27 protein-coding genes and 6 tRNA genes are annotated in these 26944 nt (G+C 67.9%); 6 read left to right on the top strand and 27 right to left on the bottom strand.

All coding sequences use genetic code 11. The annotated features are described in order from the left end of the window. Window position 1 precedes the first annotated feature (1 nt). The 14 genes from tig to murI all read right to left on the bottom strand — a co-directional run bounded on the left by tig (window position 2) and on the right by murI (window position 8466). Complete coding sequence (tig, locus tag WC971_00395) at window positions 2-1399, bottom strand: trigger factor (protein MFA5843270.1); 1398 nt, start codon at window positions 1397-1399, stop codon at window positions 2-4. A 72-nt stretch (window positions 1400-1471) separates the two neighbouring features. Beyond that, window positions 1472-1555 (bottom strand) — tRNA-Leu (locus tag WC971_00390). A 65-nt stretch (window positions 1556-1620) separates the two neighbouring features. Next, window positions 1621-3177 (bottom strand): NHL repeat-containing protein, encoded by a 1557-nt coding sequence (locus WC971_00385; protein MFA5843269.1) that lies wholly within the window; start codon window positions 3175-3177, stop codon window positions 1621-1623. Window positions 3178-3347: 170 nt separating this feature from the next. Next, the gene (locus WC971_00380; GenBank protein MFA5843268.1) at window positions 3348-3839 is read right to left on the bottom strand and encodes a hypothetical protein; all 492 of its coding nucleotides are present in this window, start codon (window positions 3837-3839) and stop codon (window positions 3348-3350) included. A gap of 209 nt (window positions 3840-4048) precedes the next feature. Continuing rightward, a tRNA-Lys gene (locus WC971_00375) sits at window positions 4049-4124 on the bottom strand. Window positions 4125-4236: 112 nt separating this feature from the next. Then, window positions 4237-4313: transfer RNA gene (locus WC971_00370), tRNA-His, on the bottom strand. A 10-nt stretch (window positions 4314-4323) separates the two neighbouring features. Further along, window positions 4324-4400, bottom strand: a tRNA-Arg gene (locus WC971_00365). 61 nt (window positions 4401-4461) lie between these two features. Continuing rightward, window positions 4462-4537, bottom strand: a tRNA-Gly gene (locus tag WC971_00360). A 4-nt stretch (window positions 4538-4541) separates the two neighbouring features. Beyond that, window positions 4542-4618, bottom strand: a tRNA-Pro gene (locus tag WC971_00355). A gap of 47 nt (window positions 4619-4665) precedes the next feature. Beyond that, window positions 4666-5433: an alpha/beta hydrolase gene (locus WC971_00350; GenBank protein ID MFA5843267.1), complete on the bottom strand. Its 768-nt coding sequence runs from the start codon at window positions 5431-5433 to the stop codon at window positions 4666-4668. Continuing rightward, the gene (rdgB, locus tag WC971_00345) at window positions 5430-6053 is read right to left on the bottom strand and encodes an RdgB/HAM1 family non-canonical purine NTP pyrophosphatase (protein MFA5843266.1); all 624 of its coding nucleotides are present in this window, start codon (window positions 6051-6053) and stop codon (window positions 5430-5432) included. The genes WC971_00350 and rdgB overlap by 4 nt, the downstream gene beginning before the upstream one ends. Beyond that, a complete protein-coding gene (rph, locus tag WC971_00340) occupies window positions 6043-6786 on the bottom strand; it encodes a ribonuclease PH (GenBank protein ID MFA5843265.1) in 744 nt (247 codons plus the stop codon). The genes rdgB and rph overlap by 11 nt, the downstream gene beginning before the upstream one ends. Beyond that, entirely contained in the window at window positions 6773-7552 is a 780-nt protein-coding gene (locus WC971_00335) for an MBL fold metallo-hydrolase (GenBank protein ID MFA5843264.1), read from the bottom strand. The genes rph and WC971_00335 overlap by 14 nt, the downstream gene beginning before the upstream one ends. Next, entirely contained in the window at window positions 7549-8466 is a 918-nt protein-coding gene (gene murI, locus WC971_00330) for a glutamate racemase (protein MFA5843263.1), read from the bottom strand. Before murI ends, WC971_00335 begins: the two co-directional genes overlap by 4 nt. Before the next feature lie 47 nt (window positions 8467-8513). Here murI and WC971_00325 point away from each other — a divergent pair, with 47 nt between their 5' ends. Beyond that, complete coding sequence (locus WC971_00325; GenBank protein MFA5843262.1) at window positions 8514-8966, top strand: hydrogenase maturation protease; 453 nt, start codon at window positions 8514-8516, stop codon at window positions 8964-8966. On the opposite strand, the gene WC971_00320 is transcribed toward WC971_00325, so the two are convergent. From WC971_00320 to WC971_00260, 13 genes are all read right to left on the bottom strand, one after another. Further along, the gene (locus tag WC971_00320) at window positions 8963-9205 is read right to left on the bottom strand and encodes a hypothetical protein (protein MFA5843261.1); all 243 of its coding nucleotides are present in this window, start codon (window positions 9203-9205) and stop codon (window positions 8963-8965) included. The two genes, WC971_00325 and WC971_00320, sit on opposite strands and share 4 nt — an antisense overlap. After that, window positions 9205-10629: a Ni/Fe hydrogenase subunit alpha gene (locus WC971_00315; protein ID MFA5843260.1), complete on the bottom strand. Its 1425-nt coding sequence runs from the start codon at window positions 10627-10629 to the stop codon at window positions 9205-9207. The genes WC971_00320 and WC971_00315 overlap by 1 nt, the downstream gene beginning before the upstream one ends. Continuing rightward, window positions 10622-11503: a F420-nonreducing hydrogenase gene (locus tag WC971_00310; GenBank protein MFA5843259.1), complete on the bottom strand. Its 882-nt coding sequence runs from the start codon at window positions 11501-11503 to the stop codon at window positions 10622-10624. Before WC971_00310 ends, WC971_00315 begins: the two co-directional genes overlap by 8 nt. Next, entirely contained in the window at window positions 11500-13110 is a 1611-nt protein-coding gene (locus tag WC971_00305; protein ID MFA5843258.1) for a hydrogenase iron-sulfur subunit, read from the bottom strand. The genes WC971_00310 and WC971_00305 overlap by 4 nt, the downstream gene beginning before the upstream one ends. Window positions 13111-13311: 201 nt before the next feature. Further along, window positions 13312-14373 carry a chemotaxis-specific protein-glutamate methyltransferase CheB gene (cheB, locus tag WC971_00300; GenBank protein ID MFA5843257.1) on the bottom strand — a complete coding sequence of 354 codons (1062 nt, stop codon included), beginning with the start codon at window positions 14371-14373 and terminating at the stop codon, window positions 13312-13314. Window positions 14374-14383: 10 nt separating this feature from the next. Next, window positions 14384-16675: a hybrid sensor histidine kinase/response regulator gene (locus WC971_00295; GenBank protein MFA5843256.1), complete on the bottom strand. Its 2292-nt coding sequence runs from the start codon at window positions 16673-16675 to the stop codon at window positions 14384-14386. A 28-nt stretch (window positions 16676-16703) separates the two neighbouring features. After that, window positions 16704-17927: a HAMP domain-containing methyl-accepting chemotaxis protein gene (locus tag WC971_00290; protein MFA5843255.1), complete on the bottom strand. Its 1224-nt coding sequence runs from the start codon at window positions 17925-17927 to the stop codon at window positions 16704-16706. A 33-nt stretch (window positions 17928-17960) separates the two neighbouring features. Further along, complete coding sequence (locus tag WC971_00285) at window positions 17961-18509, bottom strand: chemotaxis protein CheW (protein ID MFA5843254.1); 549 nt, start codon at window positions 18507-18509, stop codon at window positions 17961-17963. Further along, a complete protein-coding gene (locus tag WC971_00280; protein ID MFA5843253.1) occupies window positions 18506-19024 on the bottom strand; it encodes a chemotaxis protein CheW in 519 nt (172 codons plus the stop codon). The genes WC971_00285 and WC971_00280 overlap by 4 nt, the downstream gene beginning before the upstream one ends. A gap of 11 nt (window positions 19025-19035) precedes the next feature. Next, window positions 19036-20835: an ATPase, T2SS/T4P/T4SS family gene (locus WC971_00275; GenBank protein ID MFA5843252.1), complete on the bottom strand. Its 1800-nt coding sequence runs from the start codon at window positions 20833-20835 to the stop codon at window positions 19036-19038. Window positions 20836-20841: 6 nt separating this feature from the next. Next, window positions 20842-21222, bottom strand: a complete 381-nt coding sequence (locus WC971_00270; GenBank protein MFA5843251.1) for a response regulator — start codon at window positions 21220-21222, stop codon at window positions 20842-20844. Window positions 21223-21270: 48 nt separating this feature from the next. Further along, window positions 21271-22806 carry a CheR family methyltransferase gene (locus WC971_00265; protein ID MFA5843250.1) on the bottom strand — a complete coding sequence of 512 codons (1536 nt, stop codon included), beginning with the start codon at window positions 22804-22806 and terminating at the stop codon, window positions 21271-21273. 6 nt (window positions 22807-22812) lie between these two features. After that, on the bottom strand, window positions 22813-23565 hold the full coding sequence (locus tag WC971_00260) for a DUF4388 domain-containing protein (GenBank protein MFA5843249.1): 753 nt from the start codon (window positions 23563-23565) through the stop codon (window positions 22813-22815). A gap of 204 nt (window positions 23566-23769) precedes the next feature. Here WC971_00260 and WC971_00255 point away from each other — a divergent pair, with 204 nt between their 5' ends. The 5 genes from WC971_00255 to WC971_00235 are packed head-to-tail and all read left to right on the top strand — an operon-like array spanning window position 23770 to window position 26943. Beyond that, on the top strand, window positions 23770-24126 hold the full coding sequence (locus WC971_00255) for a metalloregulator ArsR/SmtB family transcription factor (GenBank protein ID MFA5843248.1): 357 nt from the start codon (window positions 23770-23772) through the stop codon (window positions 24124-24126). Between the two features lie 31 nt (window positions 24127-24157). Next, complete coding sequence (locus WC971_00250) at window positions 24158-24643, top strand: DsrE/DsrF/DrsH-like family protein (protein ID MFA5843247.1); 486 nt, start codon at window positions 24158-24160, stop codon at window positions 24641-24643. A gap of 27 nt (window positions 24644-24670) precedes the next feature. Continuing rightward, complete coding sequence (locus tag WC971_00245) at window positions 24671-24910, top strand: sulfurtransferase TusA family protein (protein ID MFA5843246.1); 240 nt, start codon at window positions 24671-24673, stop codon at window positions 24908-24910. A gap of 19 nt (window positions 24911-24929) precedes the next feature. Next, the gene (locus tag WC971_00240; protein ID MFA5843245.1) at window positions 24930-25655 is read left to right on the top strand and encodes a respiratory nitrate reductase subunit gamma; all 726 of its coding nucleotides are present in this window, start codon (window positions 24930-24932) and stop codon (window positions 25653-25655) included. A gap of 1 nt (window position 25656) precedes the next feature. Continuing rightward, window positions 25657-26943: a (Fe-S)-binding protein gene (locus tag WC971_00235; protein ID MFA5843244.1), complete on the top strand. Its 1287-nt coding sequence runs from the start codon at window positions 25657-25659 to the stop codon at window positions 26941-26943. Window position 26944 lies beyond the last annotated feature (1 nt).

The raw sequence follows: 26944 nt of genomic DNA, 5'->3' as shown, positions 1-26944 counted from the left end.
TTCACTCCTCCTTCGCGCCGGCGGACTTCTTCTTCGCCGGGGCCTTCTTCTTCGTCTTCGCCGCAGGCGCTTCTTCGGCGCCGGTGCTCGGCTCCTGCTCGACGATCGTGATGTGCTCCATCAGCCAGCGCACGGCCATGCGGTGCATGATCTCCTCGCGCACGAGCGGCAGGGTGCCGGACTCGCGCAGACGCTCCTTGAGGCGCTCGGGAGCGCCCTTGCTGGACGCCGCGATCTGCTCGATCTCGGCGTCGAGTTCCTCATCGGTGATCGTCATCCCCTGGGCGCGGAAGAGAGCCTCGAGCGCGAGTTCCTCGCGAATCTGCATGCGCGCTTCCCGCTCTACGTCCGCCTTCACCTGTTCGGCCGGGACACCTGTCGCGCGCACGTACTCCTCGATCGACATGCCGCGTTCCTTCAGGTTCTCGAAGAAGTCCTGGAAGAGACGGTCGGTCCTCGACGTGACCATCGCGTCGGGCGCATCGCCCTGGAGACGCTGCGCCAGGAGCGCCCGCGCCTCGCGCTCGACCATCTGGAGGTAGCCGGCGGACTTCGATTCGTCGAGCTTCGTGCGCACGTCGGCGCGGTACTCGTCGATGGTCTCGAACCCGCCGACGTTGCCGGCGTACTCGTCGTCGAGCGGCGGAAGCACCTTCTCCTTGACCTCGTGGACCGTCACGTCGAAGACGGCCGTGCGTCCGACGAACTCGGCTATGGCCGAGCTGTCGGGGATGGGGAACTCGATGTGCGCTTCGGCGCCCGCCTCGACGCCGATCAGGCCGTCGTCGAACTCCTTGGGCATGATGCCGCGCCCGAGCTCGTAGAGGTACTTGTCGAGGGTGTTGCCCTCGTAGGGCTCCCCGTCGACGGTGCCGACGAACGAGATGAGCGCGAAGTCGCCCGCGGCTACGCCACGACCGCTGACGGGCGCGAGGGTGGCGTACCGCTCGCGGTTGTACGCGATCTGCGCCTCCACCTCGCGATCGGACGCCTTCGACGGCGGGACGGTCACGGTCATGTCGTCGAGGCCTGAGAGTGCGTGCTCGGGCTTGAGGTGCACGGTCATGCGGAAGGAGTAATCCTTCCCCGCCTCCATACCCTCGAGGTCACCGAAGTCGGGACGGTCGATGGGACGCAGATCGTTCGCGTCGAGCGCGAGCGGATACGCATCCGAGACGAGGGTCTCGAGCGCGTCGGCGAGCAGACGGTCGCGGCCGAACTGCGCGTCGATCACCGGACGCGGCGCCTTGCCCGGGCGGAATCCCTGGAAGCGGTACTTCGAAGCGGCCTCGGAGTATGCGGCCGTGATCGCCGCGTCCACGTCGACGGCGGAGACGGTGATGTCCACCGCGACCGCATCGCCCTCGAGCCGCTCGATGGTGGTGGTGACGCTGTTCAACTGACCTCCTGATGACGTGCGACCGCTGGGTCGTCACGGGCGCGGATGACCGCCGCCCTGTTCGGATGACGATGGTGCGGGCGAGAGGAGTCGAACCTCCACGAGTCGCCTCACCGGGACCTAAACCCGGCGCGTCTGCCGTTCCGCCACGCCCGCATCGTCGAGACGATGGACCAGTATAGCAGGAAGCATGCCCACGATCGGCCCGGAGGCGACCGGCGCTAGCGGACGAGGAACGTGCGCGAGGTCGCGCTCGCGGGACCGTATGCCACGGAGCCCGCATACGACGCGACCACCCGATGCGTGCCCCTATACGCGGGCGTGAACCGCCCGGTGTAGCGCGTCGCGCCACCGGAGTCGGAGTTCACAGCCGTCGCCGTGCCGGCCGCGACCCAGCGCCCGGACACCAGCCTCTGCAGCCGGAGCGTCACGTTCCTCGACCCCGCCGTCTGGTGCGGCCGGATCGTGCCGTACGCTGTGAACGCGCGCCTCACACCCGTGGAGGAAGGCACGACAGGCGCTCCCAGCGCCGCCCGCGGACGCACGAGCAGCGGTGTGCTGGCGGAGGCTCGTAGGGCGAGTCCCTCTCCGGCGAAGAACGCGCGCACGTAGGAGCCGGAGGTCACCTGGAGAGAGGCCCTGAACGCGCCGCTCGCGTCGGTGGTGTAGACACCGAGCAGCCCCCAGTCGGAGCGGTCGGTCGAGGTCTGCACCGCCACGCTGCGGCCCGCGATCGCGGTGCCGGAGGTCGTCCGCAGCCTGCCCGACAACGTGGCCGTGCCGCCCGCGTAAGGGAGCGAGACGGTGCTCGCGCTCATCGACAGAGACGTGCCCGTGCCGGTCGCCAGCACCACTACGCGAGGATTGTCGTGGTCGATCACGTAGAGCAGACCCGTGCTCGGATCCACATCGAGCTTCGACGGCGAGCTGGCGCTGGCGCCGGTGCCGGTCGGGGTCGGCACGGTGTAGACGGCCTGCTGGGCGCCGGACGAGTCGAAGGCCCACACGCGATGGTTGCCGGGGTCGGCGACGAAGACGTTGCCGTTCGCGTCGACGGTGACGCCTTGCGGGAACCGGAACGAGTCGACCTGCGGACCGTACGTCGCGACGAGCGAGCCGTCGTCTCTGAACTCCTCGATGCGGTTGAGCCACGACTCGTCAGCGACGTAGATGTGCCCACGCGCGTCGACGTCGATACCGGTAGGGTGCGACATCTGCCCGGCGACGGGCAGCACGCTGGAGAACGTCCCGTCGCTGTTGAAGATCTGGATGCGGCCGCCCCAGGTGTCCGCCACGACGATGGAGCGGTCAGGGGTCACCTTGACGTCGAGCGGCCTGTCGAACTGGCCGTTGCCGTAGCCTTGCGAGCCGAACTGGCGGATGAACGTCCCGGTTCTGGTGAAGACCTTGATCATGTACTCCCACGAGTCCGCGACATAGACGTTGCCGTCGGGTCCGACGTCGATCCCTACGTCCCCCAGTGTGATGTTCGCCGTGGTGGTGAAGCGCCACGAGCGGACGCTGGCACCACTGGGAGAGAAGACCCGCACGTACTGGTCGTTCTCGCACACCACGTAGATGTTGCCGTCGGGCCCCACAGCGACGTCGTCGGGCCGGGCGCGCGTGAACATCGAGTTGGCGCCCGGGATGGCGATGGAGCGCACCACCGAGAACGAGACCGTCTTCGGCGCGACCTGCGCCGCGCCGGCAGGCGCGGCGAGCGCGGCCAGCAGCGCGACGGTGACGACGAGCGTGAGGGCGAGACGGCGGCGCGTCATGGTTCCTCCAAGGGTGTGGTTGTCCACGACGATGATACTGCCGTGCAGCGCCGAGCGGGAAGACGAAGAGGCCGGCCCCCGAGGGGACCGGCCTCCGCATTCGCGATTGGTGGGCCATCCTGGGGGCGCTTAGCGTCCGGCGCGCTTCATCTGCACTGCACAAGCTAGCGCTATGACTCTCGGGTATCGCAAGGCGCTTCCGCTCCATCCTGACCGGATGACGAAGTACGGTCGCTACTGCGTCTCGGGACTAGAGAAGCGACGGTGAATACGAGCCCTCCCAAACCAAGATGAGCGATGACCGAGCTCGCCACAAGATATGGTTCGGTCTCGCCGTAGCTGTAAGGCAGGTCCTTCATGAAGCCCTTGAACACGACGAGACCGTAACAAGCCATTGCGAGGGAGATCGCGAACAGCGGCACCCAGCAAAGCCACCCCACTACGTCCTTCCTGAGCGGCCGCCGCCGATAGAGCGCGGAGAGAAGCCAGACGAACCCCACAAGGAACACCGGGAAGACCAGCGCGGCAGTCGCAAGGGGAGCAACGATGCTGCCGAACTCCGGTTCATCGCGAGTCAAGAAGGCCACAACCGGGACGATGACGCATGGCGTGATGAACATCGCGTACGGGAGGATGAGTCTCCTGTCACGCCGTTCCCCCACGAGTGCCCCCTCGGTAGATCCACCAGCGCTCACGTAGACTGCGTAGTCGCCTACGAAACCCCCGCCTCCTGCATAGCACGATACGCCTCGGAGATTCCAGCTGGTAGGCATTTGCAGCTCGGTGCCTTGAGTGCCGACCGAGTGCCCGGGCACGGGAAAGGCCCCTTCGGATCCCTCGAGATGGGATCCTCCGGGGCCTTCTAAGTCGCTGGTGGGCCGTATAGGGATCGAACCTATGACCTTGGGATTAAGAGTCCCCTGCTCTACCGGCTGAGCTAACGGCCCGAACGGGTTGCCCCGCGCGAGGTATTCTACCCGACCGGCCCGGCTATGCAAATCCGCGCCCCGCCAGGAATGCTGAGGGCCCGCGCTCGCCGCGCGGACCCTCGCGATATCCTGGGGTGGGTGACGGGGCTCGAACCCGCGACCTTCGGAGCCACAGTCCGACGCTCTAACCAACTGAGCTACACCCACCATGGGTGGCTGGCACGCCCGGAGGGACTCGAACCCCCGACCCGCTGCTTAGAAGGCAGCCGCTCTATCCACCTGAGCTACGGGCGCTCGCCGTCTCCGTGGGCTGCCGCGACCTTGCACGGTACCGTCGAGACGGTCGGATTGTCAATGGAGCGGCCGACGGGACTCGAACCCGCAACAATCAGCTTGGAAGGCTGATGCTCTACCAATTGAACTACGGCCGCACTCTGGTCGGGCCGGCCGGATTCGAACCGGCGACCCCCTGCTCCCAAAGCAGGTGCGCTACCGGACTGCGCCACGGCCCGCCGAAGCCGTCCGAGCATATCACGGCGGCGCGGCGGCGCGCACGCCATCAGGAGACGTCGGAGAGCGCCTCGATCCACTCGAGCATGGTGCCCGCGAGCGGGGTCGTGCCCTGCGCCAACATCGTCAGCAGCGACGAATGCTCGGCCTCGGGCTCGACGAGCAGACGCGCGAGCCCCGGGCTCGACTCCTCGAAGCGCGCGACGAACGCCGCCGCGGACCCGAGAGGAACGAGCGGGTCGCGCCCGCCGTGCAGGCACAGCACCGGCCAGAGCTCGTCTCCGCGAACGAAACGCGCCGGGTCGGCCTCGTCCCAGGGCGGACCGTGACCGACGAGGTCGCTCACGAGGTTGTCGAGCTCCCGACCGCCACGTACTCGAAGGTCGAGGGGCCCGCTGATCGAGAGCAGCCCGCCGATCGCCTCCTCGCCGATGCCACGCTCCTCGCGCGCCCCGCGATCGTAGGCGACGAGAGCGGCGAGGTGCGCCCCGGCGGACTGACCGCCGAGCACGGCCCCGTCCGGGCGCAGGCCCCGCTCCGCGCCAGCGGCGAGAGCGGCGGCGAAGCCGTCGAGCGCGTCGTCACGCTGCGCGGGGAAGACGTGCTCCGGCACCGCGCGGTAGCCTACGAGCGCCACGGGAAGACCGTGCCCGACGAGCGGCTCGGCGAAGAAACGGAAGCGGTCCGGATCGCCGCTGCGCCACCCTCCACCGGGGAACATGACGACGAGCCTCGCGCCTTCGGCACCGTCCTCGGGAAGGCAGAGCAGCACCTGCTGGAGAGGATGGTCTCCATAGGCGACCCGCTCCTCGATCATGCCCTGCCCCCCGCGACTAGCAGCTCGCGCAACGCGCGCAGAGCGGCGCCGCGATGGCTGATCTCGCCCTTCTCCGCGAGGGACAGCTCGGCCATCGTGCGGCCCGGCGTGGCGTCGGGCAGGAAGAGCGGGTCGTAGCCGAACCCGCCCGTGCCGCGCGGCGTCTCGGCCAGCGAACCTTCGCACGTCCCGTGCGCGACGAGCGTGCCGTCCTCGGGATCGAAGAGCGCGATGGCGCAGCGGAACCGCGCGGCGCGGCGCGGCAGAGGGACGCCGGCGAGGTCGACCAGGATGCGCGCGCTGTTCGCCGCGTCGTCGGCCGGCTCGCCCGCCCAGCGCGCGGAGCGCACGCCCGGCGCGCCGGCGAGCGCGTCCACCTCGAGACCGCTGTCGTCCGCGAGCGCAGCGACGCCGAACGCCGCCGCGTACGCGCGCGCCTTGATCAGCGCGTTCTCCTCGAAGGTCGCGCCGGTCTCCTCGACGTCGAGGACGGTCCCGCCGAGTTCGCCCGGGGAGAGGAACGACCAGCCGGGGACGTCGAGCGCATGCCGGATCTCGACGAGCTTGCCCGCGTTGCCCGTCGCTACGACGACGCGGCGCGGGCCCGCGTCACCGCCCATACGTCATGAGCCCCTCGCGCAGCACCTCGCGCTGGATGTCGACCAGGCGCGAGATCCCGGAGGCAGCCAGGTCGACGAGCTCGTCGAGACGCGCCCGCTCGAACGGGGCGCGCTCGCCGGTCCCCTGTATCTCGACGAGGCGCCCGCGGCCATCCATCACGACGTTCATGTCGATCTCCGCGACGCTGTCCTCCTCGTAGGCGAGGTCGAGCATGCACTCCCCGTCGACCATGCCCGCGGATATCGCCGCGACGTGCTCGAGGATGGGCATCTCGGAGATGCGTCCGGCGTCGCGCCAAGCGGAAAGCGAGTCGTGCATCGCAAGGAACGCGCCCGTGATCGAGGCGGTGCGCGTGCCGCCGTCCGCCTGGATGACGTCGCAGTCGAGGGTCACGGTGACCTCCCCGCCGAGCCCGCCGAGGTCGACGACGGAGCGCAGCGCCCGTCCGACGAGCCGCTGTATCTCGTGCGTGCGGCCACCCGGCGCGCCTTGCGTCACCTCGCGCCGCTTCCGGTCGTGCGTCGCTGCCGGGAGCATCGCGTACTCGGCGGTCACCCACCCGAGGCCCGAACCGCGACGCCACCCGGCGACCGTGTCGCTCACGGTCGCCGCGCAGAGCACGACGGTATCTCCCAACTCGAAGAGGCACGACCCGGCGGCGTGCTTGAGGTATCCGCGCGTCAGGCGCACGGGGCGCAGCTCGTCGAGCGCCCGGCCTTCACGTCGTCCCATCGGTCGTCTCCCGTCCGCTGGCGACCTCGAAGGTCGCGAGCTCATCGGCGAGCTTGACGTCCCCGTCCCAGACCGAGCGCGCTTCTTCGGCGATACCCTCGCGGGAAGCCGTCGGCCAGATGTGAGTGAGCACGAGCGTCCCCGCCCCCGCCTCGCGCGCGAGCATCCCCGCGTCCCGGCCCGTCATGTGCGGCGCACGCCCGGAGTACTCGGCCGGGAGCGTCGCTTCCGCGAGCAGCAGGCCAGCGCCCCGTGCGGCGCTCACGGCGGCCGGACCGGGCCGCGTGTCGCCCGTGTAGCATAGCCGCCTGCGGCCGTCTTCGACCACGAGTGCGAACGACTCACTGGTGTGATCGACCGGATACGGCGTGACGGTGAGGTCCCCCACGACGACCGGCGAGCCTCCTACGAGGGGCTCCGTGTCGAACGCCTCCGCGAACTCCCTCTTCCCCCTGTCGGAGAGAAGGCAGCCCATCCGCTCGAAGAGATCGGTCGGCAAGTACAGACGCAACTGCGCCACAGGTCCGTCCGGCGCATACCGCAGCAGGGCGTGCAGCGCGTACAGATCGACGAAGTGGTCGGGGTGCGGATGCGTCACGAAGACGGCGTCGAGCGATGCGGGGTCGACCACGCGTGCGAGGTTCGCGAGCACGCCGTTGCCGCAGTCGAGCAGGACCCTGGTGTCGCCGCTCTCGACGAGGTGACCCGAGCATGCGCGCCCCGCTCCCGCATACGACGCGCACGATCCTAGAACGGTCAGCCTCACGGGAGCTCACCCGCCGGCTCGGCGGCGGCCAGCAGCTCGGGAGTGAGCAGGGCCTCCAACTCGGATAGCCCGACTGTCTCGACACGTTCGACAGGGTGGCGCAGGACCCTCCCGCCCAGGTCGCGGAACTCCGCGCCGTCGCCGGTCGTGACGTACGCGCGCGTCGGGACCGCACCCGCGGGGGCGAGCAGCTCGCGCCGCTTCAAAGTCTCCGCCACCTCGCGCGCGGTCTCTTCCGCGGACGAGATGAGACGCACCCCGCGGCCGACCACCTGCCCGATCGCCGAGGAGAGCAGCGGGAAGTGCGTGCAGCCCAGCACGAGCGTGTCGATGCCCGACCTCTTGAGCGGTTCCAGGTAGTCGCGGGCTATCTGGTGGAAGCTCGGCCGGATGAAGACGTCGCTCGCTTCGGCGAGCCACTCCTCGAGCGTGCCCGGCCCCATCCTCAGGCCGGCCTCGACGACGTCCACGAACTTGGGTGTGGCCGCCGAGAAGACCGTCACGCCGGCGTCGAGAGCACGCACCGCGTCGCTATAAGCCCCGGACTCGATCGTGCCGAGCGTGCCGATCACGCCCACGCGTCGGTCGATCGTCGCGCGCACGGCGGCGCGGGCACCGGGCTCGATGACGCCGATGACGGGGACGTCGAACGCCCGCTGGGCGGCGGCGAGCCCCGCGGCCGTCCCGGTGTTGCACGCGACGACCATGAGCTTCACCGGCCGCCGTCGCATCCAGGCGCCGAGTTCGAGTACGAAGTCGCGCACCTGCGAGAGAGGACGCGGTCCGTACGGGCAGCGCGCGGTATCGCCCAGGTAGACGACGGACTCGTCCGGCGACACGCGCTCGATCTCGCGCACGACGGTGAGCCCGCCGAGACCGGAGTCGAAGACACCTATGGGAAGATCACAGGCCATGCGGCAAGTATAGCGCCGAGCACCGGGAGCGGACCTATACTACGGACATGGGTCACACGCTCGTCATCTGCGTCGGGAACCAGGCTCGCGGCGACGACGGCGTCGCGCATCGGGTCGCGCGGCTCCTCGGACCCGAGCCCGGCGGCGACGCGCGCCTGCTCGCGGTGACGGCGCTCGATGTCACCCTCGCGCCCGATGTCGCCGAAGCGGGCTTCCTCATCGTCGTCGACGCGGTCCGGCGCGCCGCGCCCCCGGCCGCGGTGACCGCGCTCGTCCCGGGGAAGGTCGACCTCGGCGGCCATTCGCTCGACGCAGCCGGGCTGCTCGGCGTGGCGCGGGCGGTCTACGGGCGAGCGCCGAAAGCCGCGCTCGTCTCCGTCGCGGCTCCCGAGATGTCACACGCGGAGGGACTGTCGTCCGTCGCCGAAGCGGCCGCGTCCGACGCGGCCGGCCTCGTTCGGACCCTCATCGACGACACGATCGCCGGTCAGCGGGCCTAGACGAGCGCCTGCCACTGGCGCAAGGCATCGGATGCGCCCGAGGAGCCCCACATGTCCACGACCCGACGATCCCTGCAGATCGACTCCACGAGCCTCATGTAGTCGTCCCGGGACGGGTCGATGGTCGGAGCCTTCGACTCGTTCGTGGCTGCCATGAAGATGAGCATCGCGAGCGCCTTGCCGAAGGTGTCCTCGAGCCTATGCCTCACGTGAGAGTCGATCGCGTCTTTGACCGCCATCACTCCGATCCCACCCCCCGCGACACGAGCACCGAACCGTCGGAGGCGACGACCTCCACGGCGAGCGGCACTCGGCCCGCCTCGTGCGTCGAACAGGAAAGACATGGGTCGTAGGCGCGGATGCCGAGTTCCATCCGGCGTACCACGGCGTCATCGAGCGCCCCTTCGTCGAGACGGGCGCCGCGCACGGCGTCGAGCACCGCCGCGTTGATGGCCGCGTTGTTCTGTGTCGTGGCGACGACGAGCCGCGCGCTCGTCACCCGTCCGACTTCGTCCGCTTCATACCGGTGGACCAGCGTGCCGCGCGGCGCCTCGACCGCACCCACACCGACCCCGCTGCGCCTCTCGACCTTCACACGGACGTCGGGAGAGACGACGTCCTCGTCCTCGAACAGCGCGATCACGCGCTCGAAGGCCGCCACGAGCTCGATCATGCGGGCCCAGTGATACGCGAGCGCCGACTGCACCGAGTGCCCGAGCTCGGACTCGAACTCCGCGCGCAGACCGTCGGCGAGCTCGGAGCCCATGGTCCGGGCAAGACCGACGCGAGCGAGCGGCCCTACCCGGTAGCGGCCGGCCTCGGGGCCGAACTCGGTCAGGTACGGGACCTTGCAGTAGGACCACGGCAGGACGGTCTCGTCGACGCGATCGAAGAACTCACCGACCGGGAAGGGCGCGAGGCGCGTCCCATCAGCCTTCGACGCGACGAGATCGCCGTCGTACAGGTCGAAGACGTCGCCGCCGCGCAACATGGCCAGGAACGGGGTCGGCGTCGAGGCGAACCCTGGGTGCTCGGCGAGCAACCGCAGCGTGCACTCGCGAGCCAGCCGCTCCGCCTCGAGCGAGTGCGGGAGCACCTCGCGGCAAGCCGCGAGCAGCTCGTCGCGAACGCCGCGATCGAGCGCGATGGACATCCCGCCGGGGATGGCCGTCACCGGGTGCCCCGCCTGACCGCCCACGGCGGCGACGACGCGCTGGCCGACCTTGCGCATCGCGATCGCCTTCGCGGCGAGCTCAGGGTAGGCGTTCACCACACCGAGCAGGTTGCGGCTCGCCGGATCCACGCCCGTGAGGATGTCCGGCCCGGCGAGGAAGAAGAAATGCAGTGCGTGGTCGTGGAGGAACCCGGCGGTCTGGAGCAGCTCCCTCAGGAGTCGCGCCGGGCGCGGTATCTCGACCCCGAGCAGGTCGTCGACGGCCTTCACAGCGGCGACGTGGTGGCTCACGGGACAGATGCCGCAGACGCGGCTCGTGATGAGCGGCATCTCCCAGACCATGCGCCCTTCGACGAACTTCTCGAATCCACGGAACTCGATGACGTTGAAGTGCGCGTCCGCGACGCGCCCCTCGTCGTCGAGGAAGAGCGACACACGTCCGTGCCCTTCTATGCGCGAGATGGGAGGCAGCGTGACGGTCCTAGGCATCGTCGTCTCCTTCGTGATCGTAGACGGCGGGGAAGATGGAGACGGGCATGCTGAACCGGTATCCGGTGCCGATTAGGTCGTCCATGTACATGATCGCGCCCGCCGGGAGGATCGCCGCGAGCACGTCGACCATCTTCCCGCCCTGCTCGAAGTCGAGCCGGCTCGGCCCCATGCAGCCGCGGCAAGGCACGTTCGCCTCGGTGCAACGGGAGCCGCAACCCTCTCGAGTCATCGGCCCCATGCAGATGACGCCCTGCTCGAGGAAGCAGCGCTCGGGATCGATGGTCTCGAGCTCCATCAGGGCGTAGACGCCGTCGGAGACGAAGTCCTTCGAATGCTCGAGAAGGGTGTCGTGCACCCGGGAGCATTCGTCGCAGAGGTTGCGCCTGGGCAGCTCGAACGGCGCCCCCGTCACGGCGGCGCTCACGGCGGCGACGAGAGTCTCCGTGGGCGGAGCGCATCCGGGGACCGAGACGTCGACTTCGACGATGTCCGACAGCGGCCGCACGCGGCGCTGGAGAGCGGGCACCTCCGTCTCGGGCGTCACGCCGTACACGTAGCCGGCGACTTCACGCGCGGTGTGGAGGTTGCGGAGCCCTCCGATGCCGCCGAGCGTCGCGCACGACCCGACCGCCACGAGCGTGGCCGCCTTCGCGCGGACGACGCGGAGCACCTCTTCGTCGTGGGCGGTCGAGACCGCGCCTTCGACGACCGCCACATCGCATGCGGGGAAGTCGGCGACGTCGATGAGCGGGGAATACACGAGCTCGACGTCGCCGAGGAGCTCGAGCAGCCCTTCATGCGCGTCGAGGAGCGAGAGATGACAGCCCGTGCAGCCGCCGAGAACGACGGTCGCTAGGCGAGGCTTGCTCATTGGGGGCCACCCTTCCCGTTCGCGAGCTTGCTCAAGTCGCCGACGAAGTCGTTGACCGCAGCCACGAAGACCTCCCCCTCGAAAGGAGAGATGTCGACGATGCGCAGACGAAGGTCGTCGAGACCGCGCGACCGCAGAACCGTGCGGAGCAGGTTCATGCGCCGGTCCATGTCGAGGTTCCCGATCAGGTTGTGGCAGTGTCCCTCACGGCATCTGAAGACCGCGACGCCGTCGAAGCCGGCCTTGAACGCCTCGAGCACGTAGAGCGTGTCGAGACGGCCTCCGCACGGGATGCGCAGGGGCAGGAACGACGCGGGATACGCGCCGCCGCCGCCCGCGACGAACTCCCCGGCGCTGTCGGCGGCCGGATAGCCGCAGCCGCCGCACAGGAAGCCGAGCACGCGCGGGCCGGGGGAGTCGGACTCCGCGAGCGAGTGGACCGCCGCGACGAGGTAGGGATGCGGCGAGGTCACGATGTCCCGCGCGCCTACCGCGCAACCGACGACGCACTTCCCGCAACCGCGGCAACGCCGGATGTCGACGTGCGACTGCCCGGTCTCGGGGTCGATGGAGCACGCGCCGAAGGCGCATGTCTTGACACATGACGCGCATCCGCCGCATAGGGTCTCGTCGACGGACGAGGTCTCGATGTAGTGGACCGTGAGAGGCTGGGAGAGCCGTAGCACCAGCGCCATCGCCGCCGAGTCGGCGGCGGCGACCTTGTCGCGCACAGGCGCGTCGGCGTCCGCCCGCGGCACGACCATGATCCCGGGATCGACGGTCTCGGCGGGATGCACCGCGGGGTCGATGGACCGGGCGGATCCTTCGTCGTCGACATCGATCCGGAAGTGAGCGCGCAACTCCTCGACCCATTCGGCGCTTTCTGGTTCGGCGATGAGGATGCCGCCCACCTGGAACGTCGCGGTACCGTCCGGGGACGAGAGCGCGACATCGTAGTCACCCACCCAACCCGACCCGTCCACGATCCGGGCGTCATCCACGGTCTCGCACGCCTCGTGACCCAGGACGTATGCCGCGGTCGCCGAGAGGATGTCCATGGCGGCGATCCGGGCGGAGCCGTCCGCGCGATCGGCGATGACGACCCGGTAGCCGAGCTGGAGGAGGCGTTGCGCCGCGATGATCCCCTGCGCCGTGGCGCCGAGTATGAGCACGCTGCGGCGGGGTTCGGCACTCTTCGAGCCGACCTCATCGCGCATGGTCACCTCGAGGATGGCGACCTCGAGCAGCGCTCGGGCTTTCGCCTTCGCCGCCTCAGGATCCCCGGCATGCGGGAGAGCCACCTGCTCGAGGATGTTCGCGCACGAGATGCGGTTGGGATTCACCCCCGCGGCCACGAGACGCTCACGGATCTGGCGCCCGGACAGGCTGTGGTCGAACCGCCCCGGCGAGTGTCCGGCCAGGACGATACCGTCCAGCCCCGCGTCCATCACATCGCGCTCGATGCGATCGAGCACGTCGGCGCGGTACAGGTCATCTACGACCCTCGTCACCGCCGCGCGACGCTCGAAACAGGCTGCTAACTCATCGACGTCGATGACGTCGCCTACCCTGCCTCCACAACGGGAGACGTACAGACCGAAGGCCAAGGGATCTCACCCTTTCCCCTTATCGCGTCCTCATACGAGGACTCGCCCGCTCTCCCTCACCCTCGTCCGCTTTGCCGGTCGGACGCGGGCGGCATGACGGCCGCGCGAGCATGTTGGAAGGGTACGGCAAATCGCGTGCCGACGCATAGAGGAAGGCGACCGCCTTGCGATGGACAGCGGCGGAAATACGGACGAGCGGCGTCAGGTGACGCCCATGACGAGCCGTTGCACCTCGTCGGCGATAGCGGCTACCGGCAGGACCGTCACCGCCGCGCCGTTGTCGATCGCCGCCTTCGGCATGCCGAAGACGGTCGAGGATTCCTCGTCCTGCGCGATGGTGGCGGCTCCGGCCGCGCGCATGGACTTCAGCCCCTCGGCGCCGTCCGCGCCCATCCCCGTGAGGATGACGCCCACGGACCGCGACCCGTGCGAGCGCGCGACCGAGGAGAACAGCGTGTCCGCGGACGGGATGTAGAGCTGACCCGGTAGCGGAGTCGCGTAGCGCGCGACCATGCCGTCCATCTCGAGGTTGCGGCCCGTCGGCGCGAAGTAGACCATGCCGGGCTTGACCGTCTCGCCGTCCTCGGCCGCACGTATCTTCATGCGGCAGCCGGCGTCGAGCCATCCTACGAGGCCGGGGACGAACCCCTCGGCGATGTGCTGCGCCACCACGACCGGGACGGGGAACGTCGCGGGCAGCTTGCCGAGGACCGAGAGCAGAGCGGACGGCCCGCCCGTCGACGACCCCACGGCGACGATCACCCGGCCCCCGGGAGACTCCGGGTGCGGAGCCCGGCGCCCGACCTCGCGCTCCTGTCCCGGCTTGTACTTGCCGCGCAGGTGGGTGATCACCCTGACCTTCGAGAGGATCTTCACGGTCCGGATCATCGTCCGGCCTATCTTCTGCATGTCCTGCCAGTCGCTGGGCTCCGGCTTCTTGATGACCTCGAGCGCCCCGGACGAGAGCGCGTCGAACGCGCGGCCCATGCCCTCGCCGTGCACCGACGAGGAGACGACGAGTATCGGGGTGGGCGTGTAGGCCATGATCCGTTCCGTCGCCTCGAGACCGTCCATCCTCGGCATATGGATGTCCATGGTGACGAGGTCGGGCCGCAGCGACGCGACGAGGTCGACCGCTTCCTGCCCGTCCGACGCGACGCCGACGACCTCGATGTCGGGATCGCTGTCGAGGATCTGGCGGAGCATCTCGCGGGCGACGAGCGAGTCGTCGGCCACGACGACGCGGATGGGCGGGCCGGTCATCTGCGGTTCCCTATCTGATCAAGCGCTCGACGGTATCGAGCAGCGTGTCCTGATTGAAGACTGATTTCGTGATGTAGGCATCGGCGCCGGCGTCGATGCCCTCCGCCTTCTCCTCGTCGCGTTCGAGCGAGGTGACTATGACGATCGGCGTCGTGTGCAGCTGCGCGTCGTTCTTGACCGCGCGAGTGAACTCGAAGCCGTTCATGTTCGGCATCTGCACGTCCGTGACGACAGCGTCTATCTGCAGACCCTCGCGCAGCATCGACAGGCCCATCGCCCCGTCGGTCGCCACCTCGACCTCGTATCCCGCGGCCTCGAAGATCGAGCGCTCGAGCTCGCGGGTCGTGAACGAGTCCTCGCAGATGAGGACCCGCTTGGGCCCGGCGTTCTCGTTCTCGGCGCTCACGGTGGCGCGTCGCAGACCCGACCGGGTCCGGGCGTTCGTCATCAGGTCGGGCACGTTGAGGATGGGGACGATCTCGCCCGCGCCCAGGACCGTCACGCCGGCGATGTTGTCCACCCCCTTGAGATGCGAGCCGAGGGTCTTGATGACGATCTGCTGCTCGCCGACGAGCTCGTCGACGATGTAGCCCATCCTGTGGCCGGAGAATCCGACCACGACGATGCGGATCTTGCTGCCGTCGCGCTCGGTGACGGGCAGGCCCAGGATGTCCGCAAGGTGGACCAGCGGGATGGTCCGGCGCTGCCGGCGTACGACCTCTCGCCCCTCGACCTTGATGATCTGGCTGGGCTCGATGCGCAGCGTCTCCTCTATCGACGCTGTGGGCAGGGCGAACGTCTGGCCGCCGCAACGCAGAAGGAGGGCGCGGATGATCGCGAGCGTCAGCGGGATGGTCAGCCGGAACGTCGTGCCCTCGCCGAGCTTGGTGTCGAGGTCGAGCGACCCCTTGAGTTTGTCCACGACGAACTCGCGCACCACGTCCATGCCGACCCCGCGACCGGAGATCTCGGTGATGATCGGGCTCGTGGAGAAACCCGCCTCGAAGATCAGGTACGTCGCCTCGCGCTCGGACATCGAGCGGGCTTCCGCCTCGCCGACGAAACCCTTGCGCACCGCGGCCGTGCGCACCAGTTCCGGATCGATACCCGCTCCGTCATCGGAGACCTCGATGACGATGTGGTCGCCCTCCTGTCGCGCGGACATCGAGATCGTCCCTCGGCTCGGCTTGCCCTGCGCGACACGCGTCGCGGGCGATTCGATGCCGTGGTCGACGGCGTTGCGCATGATGTGGATGAGCGGATCGTTGATCTCCTCGAGGACCTTCTTGTCGAGCTCGGTGTCCTCACCGTGCATCTCGAGCTCGACCTCTTTGTGGAAGTCGTGCGCGAGGTCGTGCACGGCACGCGGGAACGTGTTGAAGACGGTGGCGACGGGCAGCATGCGCAGCCGCATCGCGTGCTCCTGCAGGTCGGCGACGACCGTGGACGTCCGCGAGACGTCGTCGACGTAGTCCTTCGCGAACGAGCCGAGTCGGCCACGCCAATCGGCCAGCAGCCCGTCGAGTGACGCGATCTCCTCACCGAGGCTCTCGGAGCCGTCTTCGAGGGCAGAGACCGCCGCGCGCATCCGCACCCACGAAGACCAGATGTCCGCCGTCTCGGACTGCACGGCGCGAAGGTCGAACGAGCGTTGCTCGGCCTTGATCTGAGTGATCACCACCTCGCTCACCAGATTCAGCAGCGTGTCCACCTGGGAGGTCCGCACGCGCACGGTGTGCTGGACCTTCGCCTTGAGCGTCTCGTCCCGCTTCGCGCGCTGCGGCCCCTCCGAAGCGTCGTGCGCCTCGGAGGCCTCCGCGACGTCACCCTCATCGTCGTCCTCGCCGTCGTCCTCGCCGGCGATCACGGCGGGCGCGGGCGTCTCGACGGGCTCGGGAGCCACCGCGACCTCGCCGCTGTCGGCGATCGCGCCGAGCCTGGCGAGCAGGCCCGGTATGTCGAGTTGCCCCGCGACATCCTTGCCGGCGTTGTCCGACAGGAAGACGATCGCGTCGAGCGCCTCGAAGAACGGATCCGACATCTGCGGCGTGTAGGCCATCAGGCCGTCGCGCACCTTGACCATGATGTCCTCGAGCCTGTGCGCGACGTCGGCGATCTCGAGGAGGCCGACCATCCGCGAACTGCCCTTGAGCGTGTGGGCATCGCGCAGCATCTGGTCGATGAGCTCGCGGTTGCCCGGATCGCCCTCGAGCGTGATGACGCCCTCGTTCAGGCGCTGGAGGTACTCCTGCGCCTCCTCCTGGAACTTGCCGATGAACGCCGACCGGTCGAACTCGACCATCCTGGTGCGTCCCTTCCTTGAGTCGGCGCTACCCGACGATCCTGAAAGCGGAGCCGACCTGGCTCGTCTCGCGCGCGATGTTCGAGAGCCCCTCGGCCGACGACGCGACCTGCTTGCTCCCGACCGCGGTCTGCTGCGCGACCGCCGCCACTTCGCGCATCGCCTTGACGACCTGCTCGGTGGCGCTGCGCTGCTGCTGCGTCGCGGCGGAGATCTCCTTTGCGGCGACGGTGGTCTGCTCGATCATCTCGAGGATCGACTCGAAGCTGTCCCCGGTCACGTGGGCGAGATCGACGCCCCCCTGGACTTGCTTCAGTTCCTGCTCGGTCGCGACGACCAGGTCGTTCGCGGCACCCTGGATCTCGCTCATGATCCCCGAGATCTCGTTGGTGGAGCCGACGACCGACTCGGCGAGCTTGCGGATCTCGATCGCGACGACCGAGAACCCCTTCCCCGCTTCGCCGGCGCGCGCCGCCTCGATGGCCGCGTTGAGCGCGAGTATCTTCGTCTGATCGGCGATGCCGTTGATTATGGCGAGCACCTGGGATATCTGCTGACTGCGCTCTCCGAGAGCGAGGATCTTGTTCGCGGATGACTGCGCGCGCGTCTTGATGTCCTCCATCGCGGAGAGCGTGTTGAAGACCGCCTGCTGACCGTTCTCCGCGCTGCCTAGCGACGCCTCGGCCATGCGGACCACCTGGTTGGCGTTGTCGGCGATCTGCCGGTACGTCGCCGCCAACTCCTCCATCGTAGCCGTGGTCTCGCTGATGCTCGCCGCCTGTTCGGCCGAGCCCGACGCCTGCTGCTCGGTCGCGGCGAGGATCTCGGATGCCGACTCTCCAAGGCGGCGAGAGGACTCCTGCGTCTGCGTGATGAGGTAGACGATGAGATCGAGCATCTGGTTGTAGCTGCGAGCCAGCATGCCGAACTCGTCGTTCGTCTCGACTGCGACCTTCTGGCCGATCTCGCCCTGACACGCCTGGTTCACGGAGTCGACGACGCGAGAGAGGGGTGCCATGAGGCGGTAGCCGATCCACACGGAGGAGACGAACCACGCGAGCGAGAGCAGGGCGAGACAGCCGAGTGCGAGCACCATGTTCCATCCCCACCCGACCCCGATGGTGACCTGGTCGCGGAAGAGGATGTAGAGAACGGACACCTGGATGATGTTGATCACGGCGAAGAGCCCGACGTTCACCAGGATGTACTTGTACAGGAACTTGCCACGGAACCGTTCGAAAAGGCTCTTCATGTCCCCTATCCTCACCTTCGACGCCGTCCGGCGTCAGTCGCGCGCGCCGACCGGCTCGAGCACCTTCGCAAGATTGACGAGGCCTACCAGCATCCCGTCGACGTAGACCTGTCCGGACACGTACTCACCCTGGGTCTTCTCGTAGGTGGAGAGCGGAGGCTCCACCGAGGAGACCGCTACGTCCACGATGTCGCCGATGACGTCGACCACGATGGCGGACGCGCAGGAATCGTCCTGAACGACGATCAGCGGCGGCAACTCCACGCCCGGATACAGGTCTCTCGGGGCGGCGAGACGCATGAGCGCGGCGAGATCGGTGACGGAGACGATCTCGCCGCGGATGTTGATGACCCCGAGGATGTGCTCGGGGACGCAGGGTACGCCCGCCAACCGGTACTCGTTGTAGATCTCCCGCACGTCGACGATCCGCACGGCGTACCACTCGTCCGCGAGGGCGAAGAGCAGGATGTCCATGCGGTCCTCGACCGCGTCGGCCTCCTCGCGCTGCGCCAGCGAGTCCGCGCGACGGCGCAGCACCTCCGCGGCCTGCTCGGTGAGGTCACCGGAGACGCGTCGTGTCATCTCACGTCACCTCCTGTCGCCGCGAGCGCCTCTTCGGGGACGAGGCGGTCGAGGTCGAGAACGAAGACGAGCTCGGCGCCCATGCGCCATACCCCGAGCATCCGGTCCTGGAGGGCGTAGAGCGACGAGGGCGGCTCGATGCTGCCCTCGGGGACGGGGACGACGTCCTCGACCTCGTCGACGATGATCGCGACGAGATACTCGCCCGAACGGCAGATGATCATCGGCGTCTGCAGGTTGTAGGGAAGCTCCTCAAGCCCGAGCAGAAGGCGCAGATCGACCACGGGGACGACCGAGCCGCGTAGGTTGATCATCCCGACGAGCGCCGGAGCAACGTCGGGGACTGTGGTGAGCTCGACGATCTGCTGGATCTCCTGAACGCGGTCTATGGGGAACGCGTACTTCCGATCTTCGAGGAAGAACATGACGACGCGCTCGATGACCGGCGCCGACGTCTCGACCCCGAGGACCGCGACGTCCGCCTCGACCGGTGCGCTAGTCTTCTTGCGCGGCATATCCCCTCCCCTCAGTCCGAGAACCGCAGGACGCGGTCGAGTTCCTCAGCGCTCACGAGGCCCGCGGTCACCTTCGCGAGCCCGGAGACGGCCAGCCCGCGCATCCCCGCGGTGCGCGCCGCCTGCGCCAGTGCTTCGCCGGACTCGCTCTTCGCGACCCGCGCGCGCACGGCCTCGGAGAACGGCAGCACCTCGAAGATGCCCGTGGCGCCCCGGAAACCGGTCTTCCCGCAGTTCGGACAGCCCGCTCCGATCTTGCTCGTGAGGCCCGCCGGAGCGCCCGGGATACGAGCGGCCACGTCGCTGTGCTTCTCCTCCGCGCAGTTCGGGCAAGTGAGCCTCACGAGCCGCTGTCCCACGGCGAGCGTCAGGGCGGCTGCAAGACTCGTCGGCTCGGCGCCCAGGTCGAGCATGCGCCTCACTCCCGCGGCTATGTCTCCCGCTGCGAAGGTCGCCACGACGAGCTTCCCCATGCCCGCGGCTTCGACGGCGAGGTGCACGTCCTCCACCGACTGGATCGAGTCGATGGCGATGACGTCGGTATCCTGCCGGATCCCGGCGGCGAAATACTGCGAAGCGGCGACGGGCGACCCGGGGTTGACCAGCACTTGCGCTACAGCGGGGAGTTCGTACTCGACGGAACGCTCGACGGAGTAGACCGTCTTGCCCGACGAGGCGGCGTGAGCGAGCAGGGCGTAGTAGGTCGCGCTGCGGCCGCCGGCGACCGGGCCGCAAACGAGCAGCAGACCGCGCCCGCGCTCGACCATCGCGTGCAGCGCCTTCTCCTCGCTGTCGCTCATACCGAGTTCCGCTAGGCCCCGCGGCTGCGAACGGAAGGGCGCCAGCGAGACGACCACCCGCTGGCCCGACACCGTCGGCACGGCCGAGACGGTGACGACGAGGTCGCGGTCGCCGAACTGGGCGTGGACACGCCCGAGGGCGGGCAGGTTCGCGGGAACGCCCGCGAGGTGCGCGAAGTTCTTGAAGCCCTCGACGAGAGGTCCCTGCATCGACAACGGCGCGTGCGCGACCTTCTCGAGCTTGCCCTGCACGCGGTTGACGAGGAAGAACTCTTCCTTGTACGGGAGGAGGTGGATGCGGGTCGCGCCGTTTGCGACCGCGTACTCGAGGATGTCCGCGACGAGCACGGCCACCTTGCGGCTGTCGGCGACCGCCAGCACGTCGAGGTCGATGGCGGACGGCCCCGCGGGCAAGGCGGTCGCGACGACCTCCTCGATCGACGCGCCGGCCACCTGCGCGACCACTTCCTCGGACGGTGCGAGCACCGTCGGGGTCTCGTCTTCCACGAAGACGGGAACGACTCGCGGCGCCGGAGCGGCCGGGGTCGCGGGAGCGGCCTCGGGCACAGCGACCCCGTAGTATTGCGCCACCGCCTCGACGACGGAGGCGACATCCGCGAGCACGGGCTCGATCTCGAGACCTAGCGTCGCGCCCAACTCGTCGAGTGAGAACACGTCCATGGCGTCGCCGACGGCCACGGTGAGCGTGCCGTCGATCTCGAAGAGCGGCAGGATGCGCCAGGCCTTGGCCAGCTGGGCGGGGACTGAGAAGAGCGCCCCGTCGTCGGGCGCGTAGCTCGACAGATCCACGCGAGGGATGCCGATCTCGTCCTCGAGCATCGCCTCGACGTCGGAGACCGCCACGAGCCCTCTTTCCGCGAGGACCGCACCGAGGGCGGCGCCGCTCGACTCCGCGGAGTCCTTGACGCTCGCGAGTTGCTCGCTCGTGATGAGCCCGGCGGTCACGAGCGTCTCGAGCGCCCGGCTCGCGATGGTTTCCGCGCCCGCCACGGGAGGCTATCCCTGCGCCTTGCCGAGTTCCTCGGCGACGGCGGAGAGCAGCTTGTCGGGCTCGACGGGCTTCGTGAGGTACTGGTTCGCGCCCGTGCGGATGCCCGTGGCTATCGACTGCTCCTCTGTCTTGGCGGTGAGCATGATGATCGGGATGTTCTTGTAGTTCTGGTCGAACTTCAGCAGACGGCACACCCTGTACCCGTCGAGCTTGGGCAGCATGACGTCGAGCAGTATGAGATCCGGCTTCTCGGCGCGCGCGGTCTCGAGTGCAGCCGCACCGTCCGACGCGGTGATCACCTCGTATCCGCCGGCGACGAGGATCGCCTTGATCATCTCGAGGATGGTCGGGCTGTCATCGACCGCCAGTATCCGCGCGCTAGGCATGCCTACTCCCTCCGAAAACGCCGGGGAGCCGCCCGTCGAGACCGGCTCTCATGCGACCCCCATCGCTTTACGACACTCTACCAGACTGCGCTCACACGTCTGAGCGAGCAGGTCGACGTCGAACCCTCCCAAGAAGGCGGTCCACGCCCCCTGCGGACTCGACTCGAGCGACCGCTTGGCGTTCTCGTACTCGCGGCACGCCGCCTCCCACTTCCGCTGCGAGCGATGGATGTTCGCGAGGTTGAGATGCGCGAGGGCGAAGTCCGGCTCGATGTAGACGGTCTTCTTCATCTCGCTCACCGCCATGACCGAGTTCCCTTGCCGCATGTATATGAGCCCCAGGATGTACCGGGCGACCGGCAGGAGCGGGTTGACGGCGAGCGCGCGATGCGCGGCCGCGAACGCCTCGTCGAGCCGGTCGATGTCCGCGTACACGTACGCGGCGAGCACGTTCGCCTCCGCGTCGTTGCGGTCGGTCGCGAGCACGTCCTCGACGATCGCCAGCGCGGCGTCGGGATCGCCGGCGACGAGACGCTCCCTGGCGGCGGCCAGGCCCCCTGCGGCCTGTGCGCGTGAGGCCACCGCCTCGTCTTCCGATCGCGCCCGCTTTCCCTTTCGGACGTGCTCTGCGCCATCGGGAGCGGGCTCGACGCGACGAGCGTGACGACGTTCCTTCACTGGCTCGGTGACCGAAGGCGCGGGCTTCTCCTTGATGTTGAAGAAATGGAAGCGGTGCGGCCGCGGCTTGCGGTAGAGGAAGACGCCGCCGGTCTCGATCGGCTCGAAGTCGTCCGAGATGGAGCTCAAGGTCTCGGAATGCCCCACGAAGAGATACCCGCCCGGGTTCAGGCTGTTGAAGAAGTTCGCCACCACCCGCCGAGTCGAATCGAGCTTGAAGTAGATGGTGACGTTCCGGCAGAAGATGACGTCCCAGCTGCCCATGAGCGAGAGGGGGTACGGCTCCTTGATGAGGTTGTGGTAGCCGAACTCGACTAGCTCGCGAACGTGATCGGCGACGCGGAAGGAGGCGTCCCGCCGGGTGAAGTGCCTCGCCACGACGTCCTCCGGGACGTTGACCATCGCCTTGCGGCCGTAGACGCCTTCGCGTGCCGCGGTGAGCGCCTTCGTCGATACGTCCGTGCCGTAGACGTACCCCTGCCAGCCTAGGCCTTGGATGCCGGAGTCGAGCAGCGACATCGCCACGGAGTAGGGCTCCTCGCCAGTGGAGCAGCCCGCCGACCACACCCTCATGGCACGGTTCGAGTCGTGGCGGCCCTCCATGATCTCGGGGAGCACGTGCGCCCGAAGAGCCTCGAACTGGGCCGGGAAGCGCATGAAGCTCGTCTCGTTGATCGTGATGAGGCTCATGAGTTCCTTGAACTCGTCCTCGTTGTGCGAGAGGACGTCGAAGTACGCGCCGAAGCTGTCGAAGGCGAGACGCGTCGCACGCGTGACGAGCGAGATGCGCAGAGAGTCGAGCTTGCCCTCCTCGAGGTAGATCCCGGAATGCTCGTGGATGTAGTCGCGGAACCGCGTGAACTCCTCGAGCGTGAGGTTCTTGCTCAGGCTCCCTGCCGCGGTCATGGGAGCTCAGGCCCCCACGGCCGCACCGTCGTCCGGTGCGGCCGATTCCTCGATCAGGCCTGCGGAGAACATCCCGTAGAGGATCTTCGCGGTCTCGAAGTCGTTGTAGCCCGTCAGCGCGGTGAGCTCGCGCACGCTGCGTCCCCCGTGCAGGTAGCACAGGAGCATCCACTCCTTCGGCTTCAGGTGGATCTCCATCGACTTGTCTCCGGGGGCGGCGGCCATGATGAACGAGGAGTCCAGCGTCGGGATCTTCTGACGTATGCGATTCCAGAGTTCGAGACGACGCGAGGACTCCATGATGATGTTCTCGACCGATACCGAGACCCCGATGTCCTCGTCCTCGCAGTCCTCCTCGGGCTCGAACCGGAGGTCGCCTTCCTCCCACCGGAAGAGGTCGAAGAGCGTGTCGTTGATCTGCTCCTGGATGAACGTCTCGAGGACCCGGCTCTCGAGGTAGCCTTCGTCGACGAGGATCTGCCCGAGGCGGCGGCCGGCCTTCTCCTTCTTCTGGATCTTCTGAAGGCCCAGCGCCTGCCGAAGCTGCTTCTCCGAGATGACGCCGACCTTCACGAGACGGCGGCCGAGCGATTCGCGGTTGAAGTTCGAGGTCGCGAAGAAGACGCGCCCCTTCTTGAAGCAGACCTTGCCCTCGGCGTCGGGACGCTCGAGATGCAGCGTCCCGACCTTCCGTCCGGACGCGAGCAACCGGAACATATCCGCGAGCGAGAAATCCTTGAGGTTGCCCTCGAGCGCCACCGTATCACCACCCTCACGAGTCCCGGCCCGGGCGCGTGCACGACGTCCTATCGTAGCACGTCGCACGGTACACGACGACGGCTGAGAGCGATAGCGGCGACGCCGGATGGGGATGAACACACAGAGAAGGTATCGCATGGATATTCACATATGCTAATGTTGGCATGTCTGGTGCTCCGGGATGGCCGGACATTGGAGGGAACCGTGCCGGACAAGGACTTCTACTGCCTGCACTCCGAGCTGTGCAAGACGCTGGCGAGCGAGAAGCGCCAGCGCATCCTCGGAGCCCTTCGCGACGGCGAGTCCACCGTGGGCGAGTTGCAGGTGGCGACCGGGATCGCGCAGGCGAACCTCTCGCAGCACCTCGCGATCCTGCGCGAGAAGGGCGTGGTGCTCGCGCGACGCGAGGGCGCCTACATCCGCTACTCGATCGCCAATCCCAAGATCCTGCAGGCGTTCGACCTCATCACCGAGGTGATGAAAGAGACTCTCGAAGCACGCAACAACGCGATCGGCCGCAACATCGGCCTCACGGACGACCGGACCGACCGGTCGGCCTGAACCATCCGCCCCTGGACCTGGAGGTAAGAAGATGCCGGAGGAGAGCAAGCGCAAGAAGTTGTCGTTGATAGTGATGAGTGGCGACATGGACAAGCTGTTCGGCGCGTTCATCATCGCCACGGGAGCGGCCGCGATGGACATGGACGTGACGATGTTCTTCACGTTCTGGGGCCTGCGGGCTCTGAAGAAGAACGTGCGCACGGGAAAGACGATGTTCGGCCGGATGCTGGGAATGATGTACGGAGGCGACATCTCCAAGTCCAATCCGTCGAAGTTCAGCTTCGGCGGCATGGGCCGCTGGATGTTCAAGAAGATGATGGGCGCGAACAACGTCGCCACCCTGCCGCAACTGCGCGACCTCGCCGTCGAGCTAGGCGTGAAGCTCTACCCCTGCCAGATGTCGATGGACGTCATGGAGATCCCCGAGTCCAGCTTCATCGAAGGCGTGCAGGCTCCCGTCGGCGTCGGGTTCTTCCTCGGCGAGGCGCAGGAGTCCGAGATCCAGCTCTTCATCTAGAAGATACCGTCCCGAAAGGAGCGCGTCATGAGCGACGTCACCCCCGACCTCGAGCTCGACCTGAAGGGCCTGCTCTGCCCCCTTCCGATGGTCAAGGTCAGCCAGAACATCCGCAACGTCGAGGTCGGCGGCATCATCCGCGCCGTCGCGACCGATCCCGGCTCGATGGCGGACATCCCCGCCTGGGCGAAGTCGACCGGCAACGAGGTCGTCTCCGCCGAGAAGGTCGGCGGCGAGTTCGTCTTCCTCGTCAAGCGCGTGAAGTAGGAAGCGGGTACCCCGGACCATGGACACGTATCTCCAGATCACGTCGGTGTGGGGCGTCTACCTGGCCCTCGCCGTCTTCACCGCGGGCATGGCGTGGCGCGTGTGGCAGTGGCGCACCACGCCGCGCTCCCCCATCCCGCTCGGCATGTTCCCCAAGCCCAAGACGCGCGCAGGGCGCTTCTTCAAGATGCTCAAGGACACGTTCATCGCGCCGCAGTCCTTCAGGATCGAGCCTTGGATGTGGTTGTTCGCCATGGCGTTCCACGTCGCCGCCCTCGGCGCGTTCGTGGGACACCTGCGGCTGATCGGCGAGTTCCCGGTGCTGCCCGCGCTACTGGGCGAGAAGGGCATGAACGCCTTCGCCGCGTGGTCGGGCTCGATCGCCGGAGTCCTCATGCTCGGCTCCGTCCTCTTCTGGATGGCGCGGCGCACGGTCGGACCGTACAAGACCATCTCGGTCCCCGAGGACTACCTGCTGCTCGCGCTGCTGCTCGGCGTCGTCGTGATGGGCGACCACATGCGGTTCGTCTACGGCAGCGTCGTGCACGCCGCCACGTATCGGGAGTGGTTCGTCTCGCTGCTCAGGTTCCGCCCGGCCTTCCCCGCCGAGATCACGTCGAGCAACGTCGGCATCTCGCTCGGCACCCACATGCTCTTCGTCGACGCGTTCCTGATCTACTTCCCGTTCAGCAAACTGATCCACACCATCGGCTCGCTGACCGCCAACTACGTGAGGAGTGAGTAGCATGGACGAAGCGACCCAGCTGCAGACCCTCACGGGCGTGCTCGACAAGAAGATGACGCGCCAGCTCAAGACGTATCTCGACATCTGCGCGCGCTGCGCCATCTGCAAGGACGCGTGCCACCAGTACGTCGGGACCGGCGACGTACGCTACCTCCCCGCGTATCGCGCGGAGCTGATAAGACGCATCTACAAGAAGTACTTCGACGCGACCGGCCGCTTCGTGCCCGCGCTGTACGAAGGCCGCGACCCCGACGAGAACCTGCTCGACGAGCTCTACGAGGTCACCTACGCGTGCACCGGCTGCCGGCGCTGCATGTACTACTGCCCGTTCTCCATCGACACGCAGTTCATCCTCTCGATGGCGAAAGCGATGCTCATCGCCGCCGGCAGAGGCCAGGAGATGCTCGGGCAACTCGCCGACGCGGCGATCTTCAAGGGCGACAACGTCGAGATGTTCCGCGACGTCATCGTCGACGGCTTCAAGGACATCGAAGCCGAGGTCCGCGAGATCACCGGCGACCCGGACGCGGAGATCCCCGTCGACCGCCAGGGCGCGGACGTCCTCTACGTCGCGCTCGCCGGCGCGCACTCCATCCGCCCCGCGGCGGTGATCTTCCACGAGGCGAAGGAGTCCTGGACGCTATCGATGTTCGAGGCCGCCAACTACGGCTTCTTCTTCGGAGACCCTCTCAAGGCGCGCCAGATAGCCGACCGCTTCATGGACGAGGCGCTGCGCCTCGGCGTGAAGGAGGTCGTCATCACCGAGTGCGGCCACGCCTACCGCGTCGCCGAGATCTTCCACGAGGCGTGGTCGGGCAAGAAGCACCCGTTCAAGGTGACGCACATCCTCGAGAAGATCGACTCGTACATCAAGGACGGCCGCATCAAGGTCTCGAAGGCGATCGCCGAGCCGATCACCTACCACGACCCGTGCCAGATCGCGCGCAACGGCGGCATATTCGAGCAGCCGCGCGACATCGTGAAGGCCATCTCGAAGGACTTCCGCGACATGACCCCGAACCGCGCCGAGCAGTGGTGCTGCGGCGGCGGGGGCGGCATCGTCGCCATCGAGGAGATGAGCGAGGTGCGCTTGCGCTCCGGCGCCAAGAAGGTCGAGCAGATCAAGGCGACGGGCGCGAAGATCGTCGCCAGCCCGTGCGAGAACTGCCGTCTCCAGATGGAGGACCTCGACAAGAGACACGATCTCGGAGTGCGCATCGCGGCGATCATGGACCTCGTCGTCGAAGCGATGCCGCTACCCGGCAAGACCGCGACGCCGGCCGGCTGAG

The organism is Coriobacteriia bacterium, from assembly GCA_041658765.1.
GTDB lineage: Bacteria > Actinomycetota > Coriobacteriia > Anaerosomatales > JBAZZO01 > JBAZZO01.
This window is presented reverse-complemented; position numbering and strand designations above follow the sequence as displayed.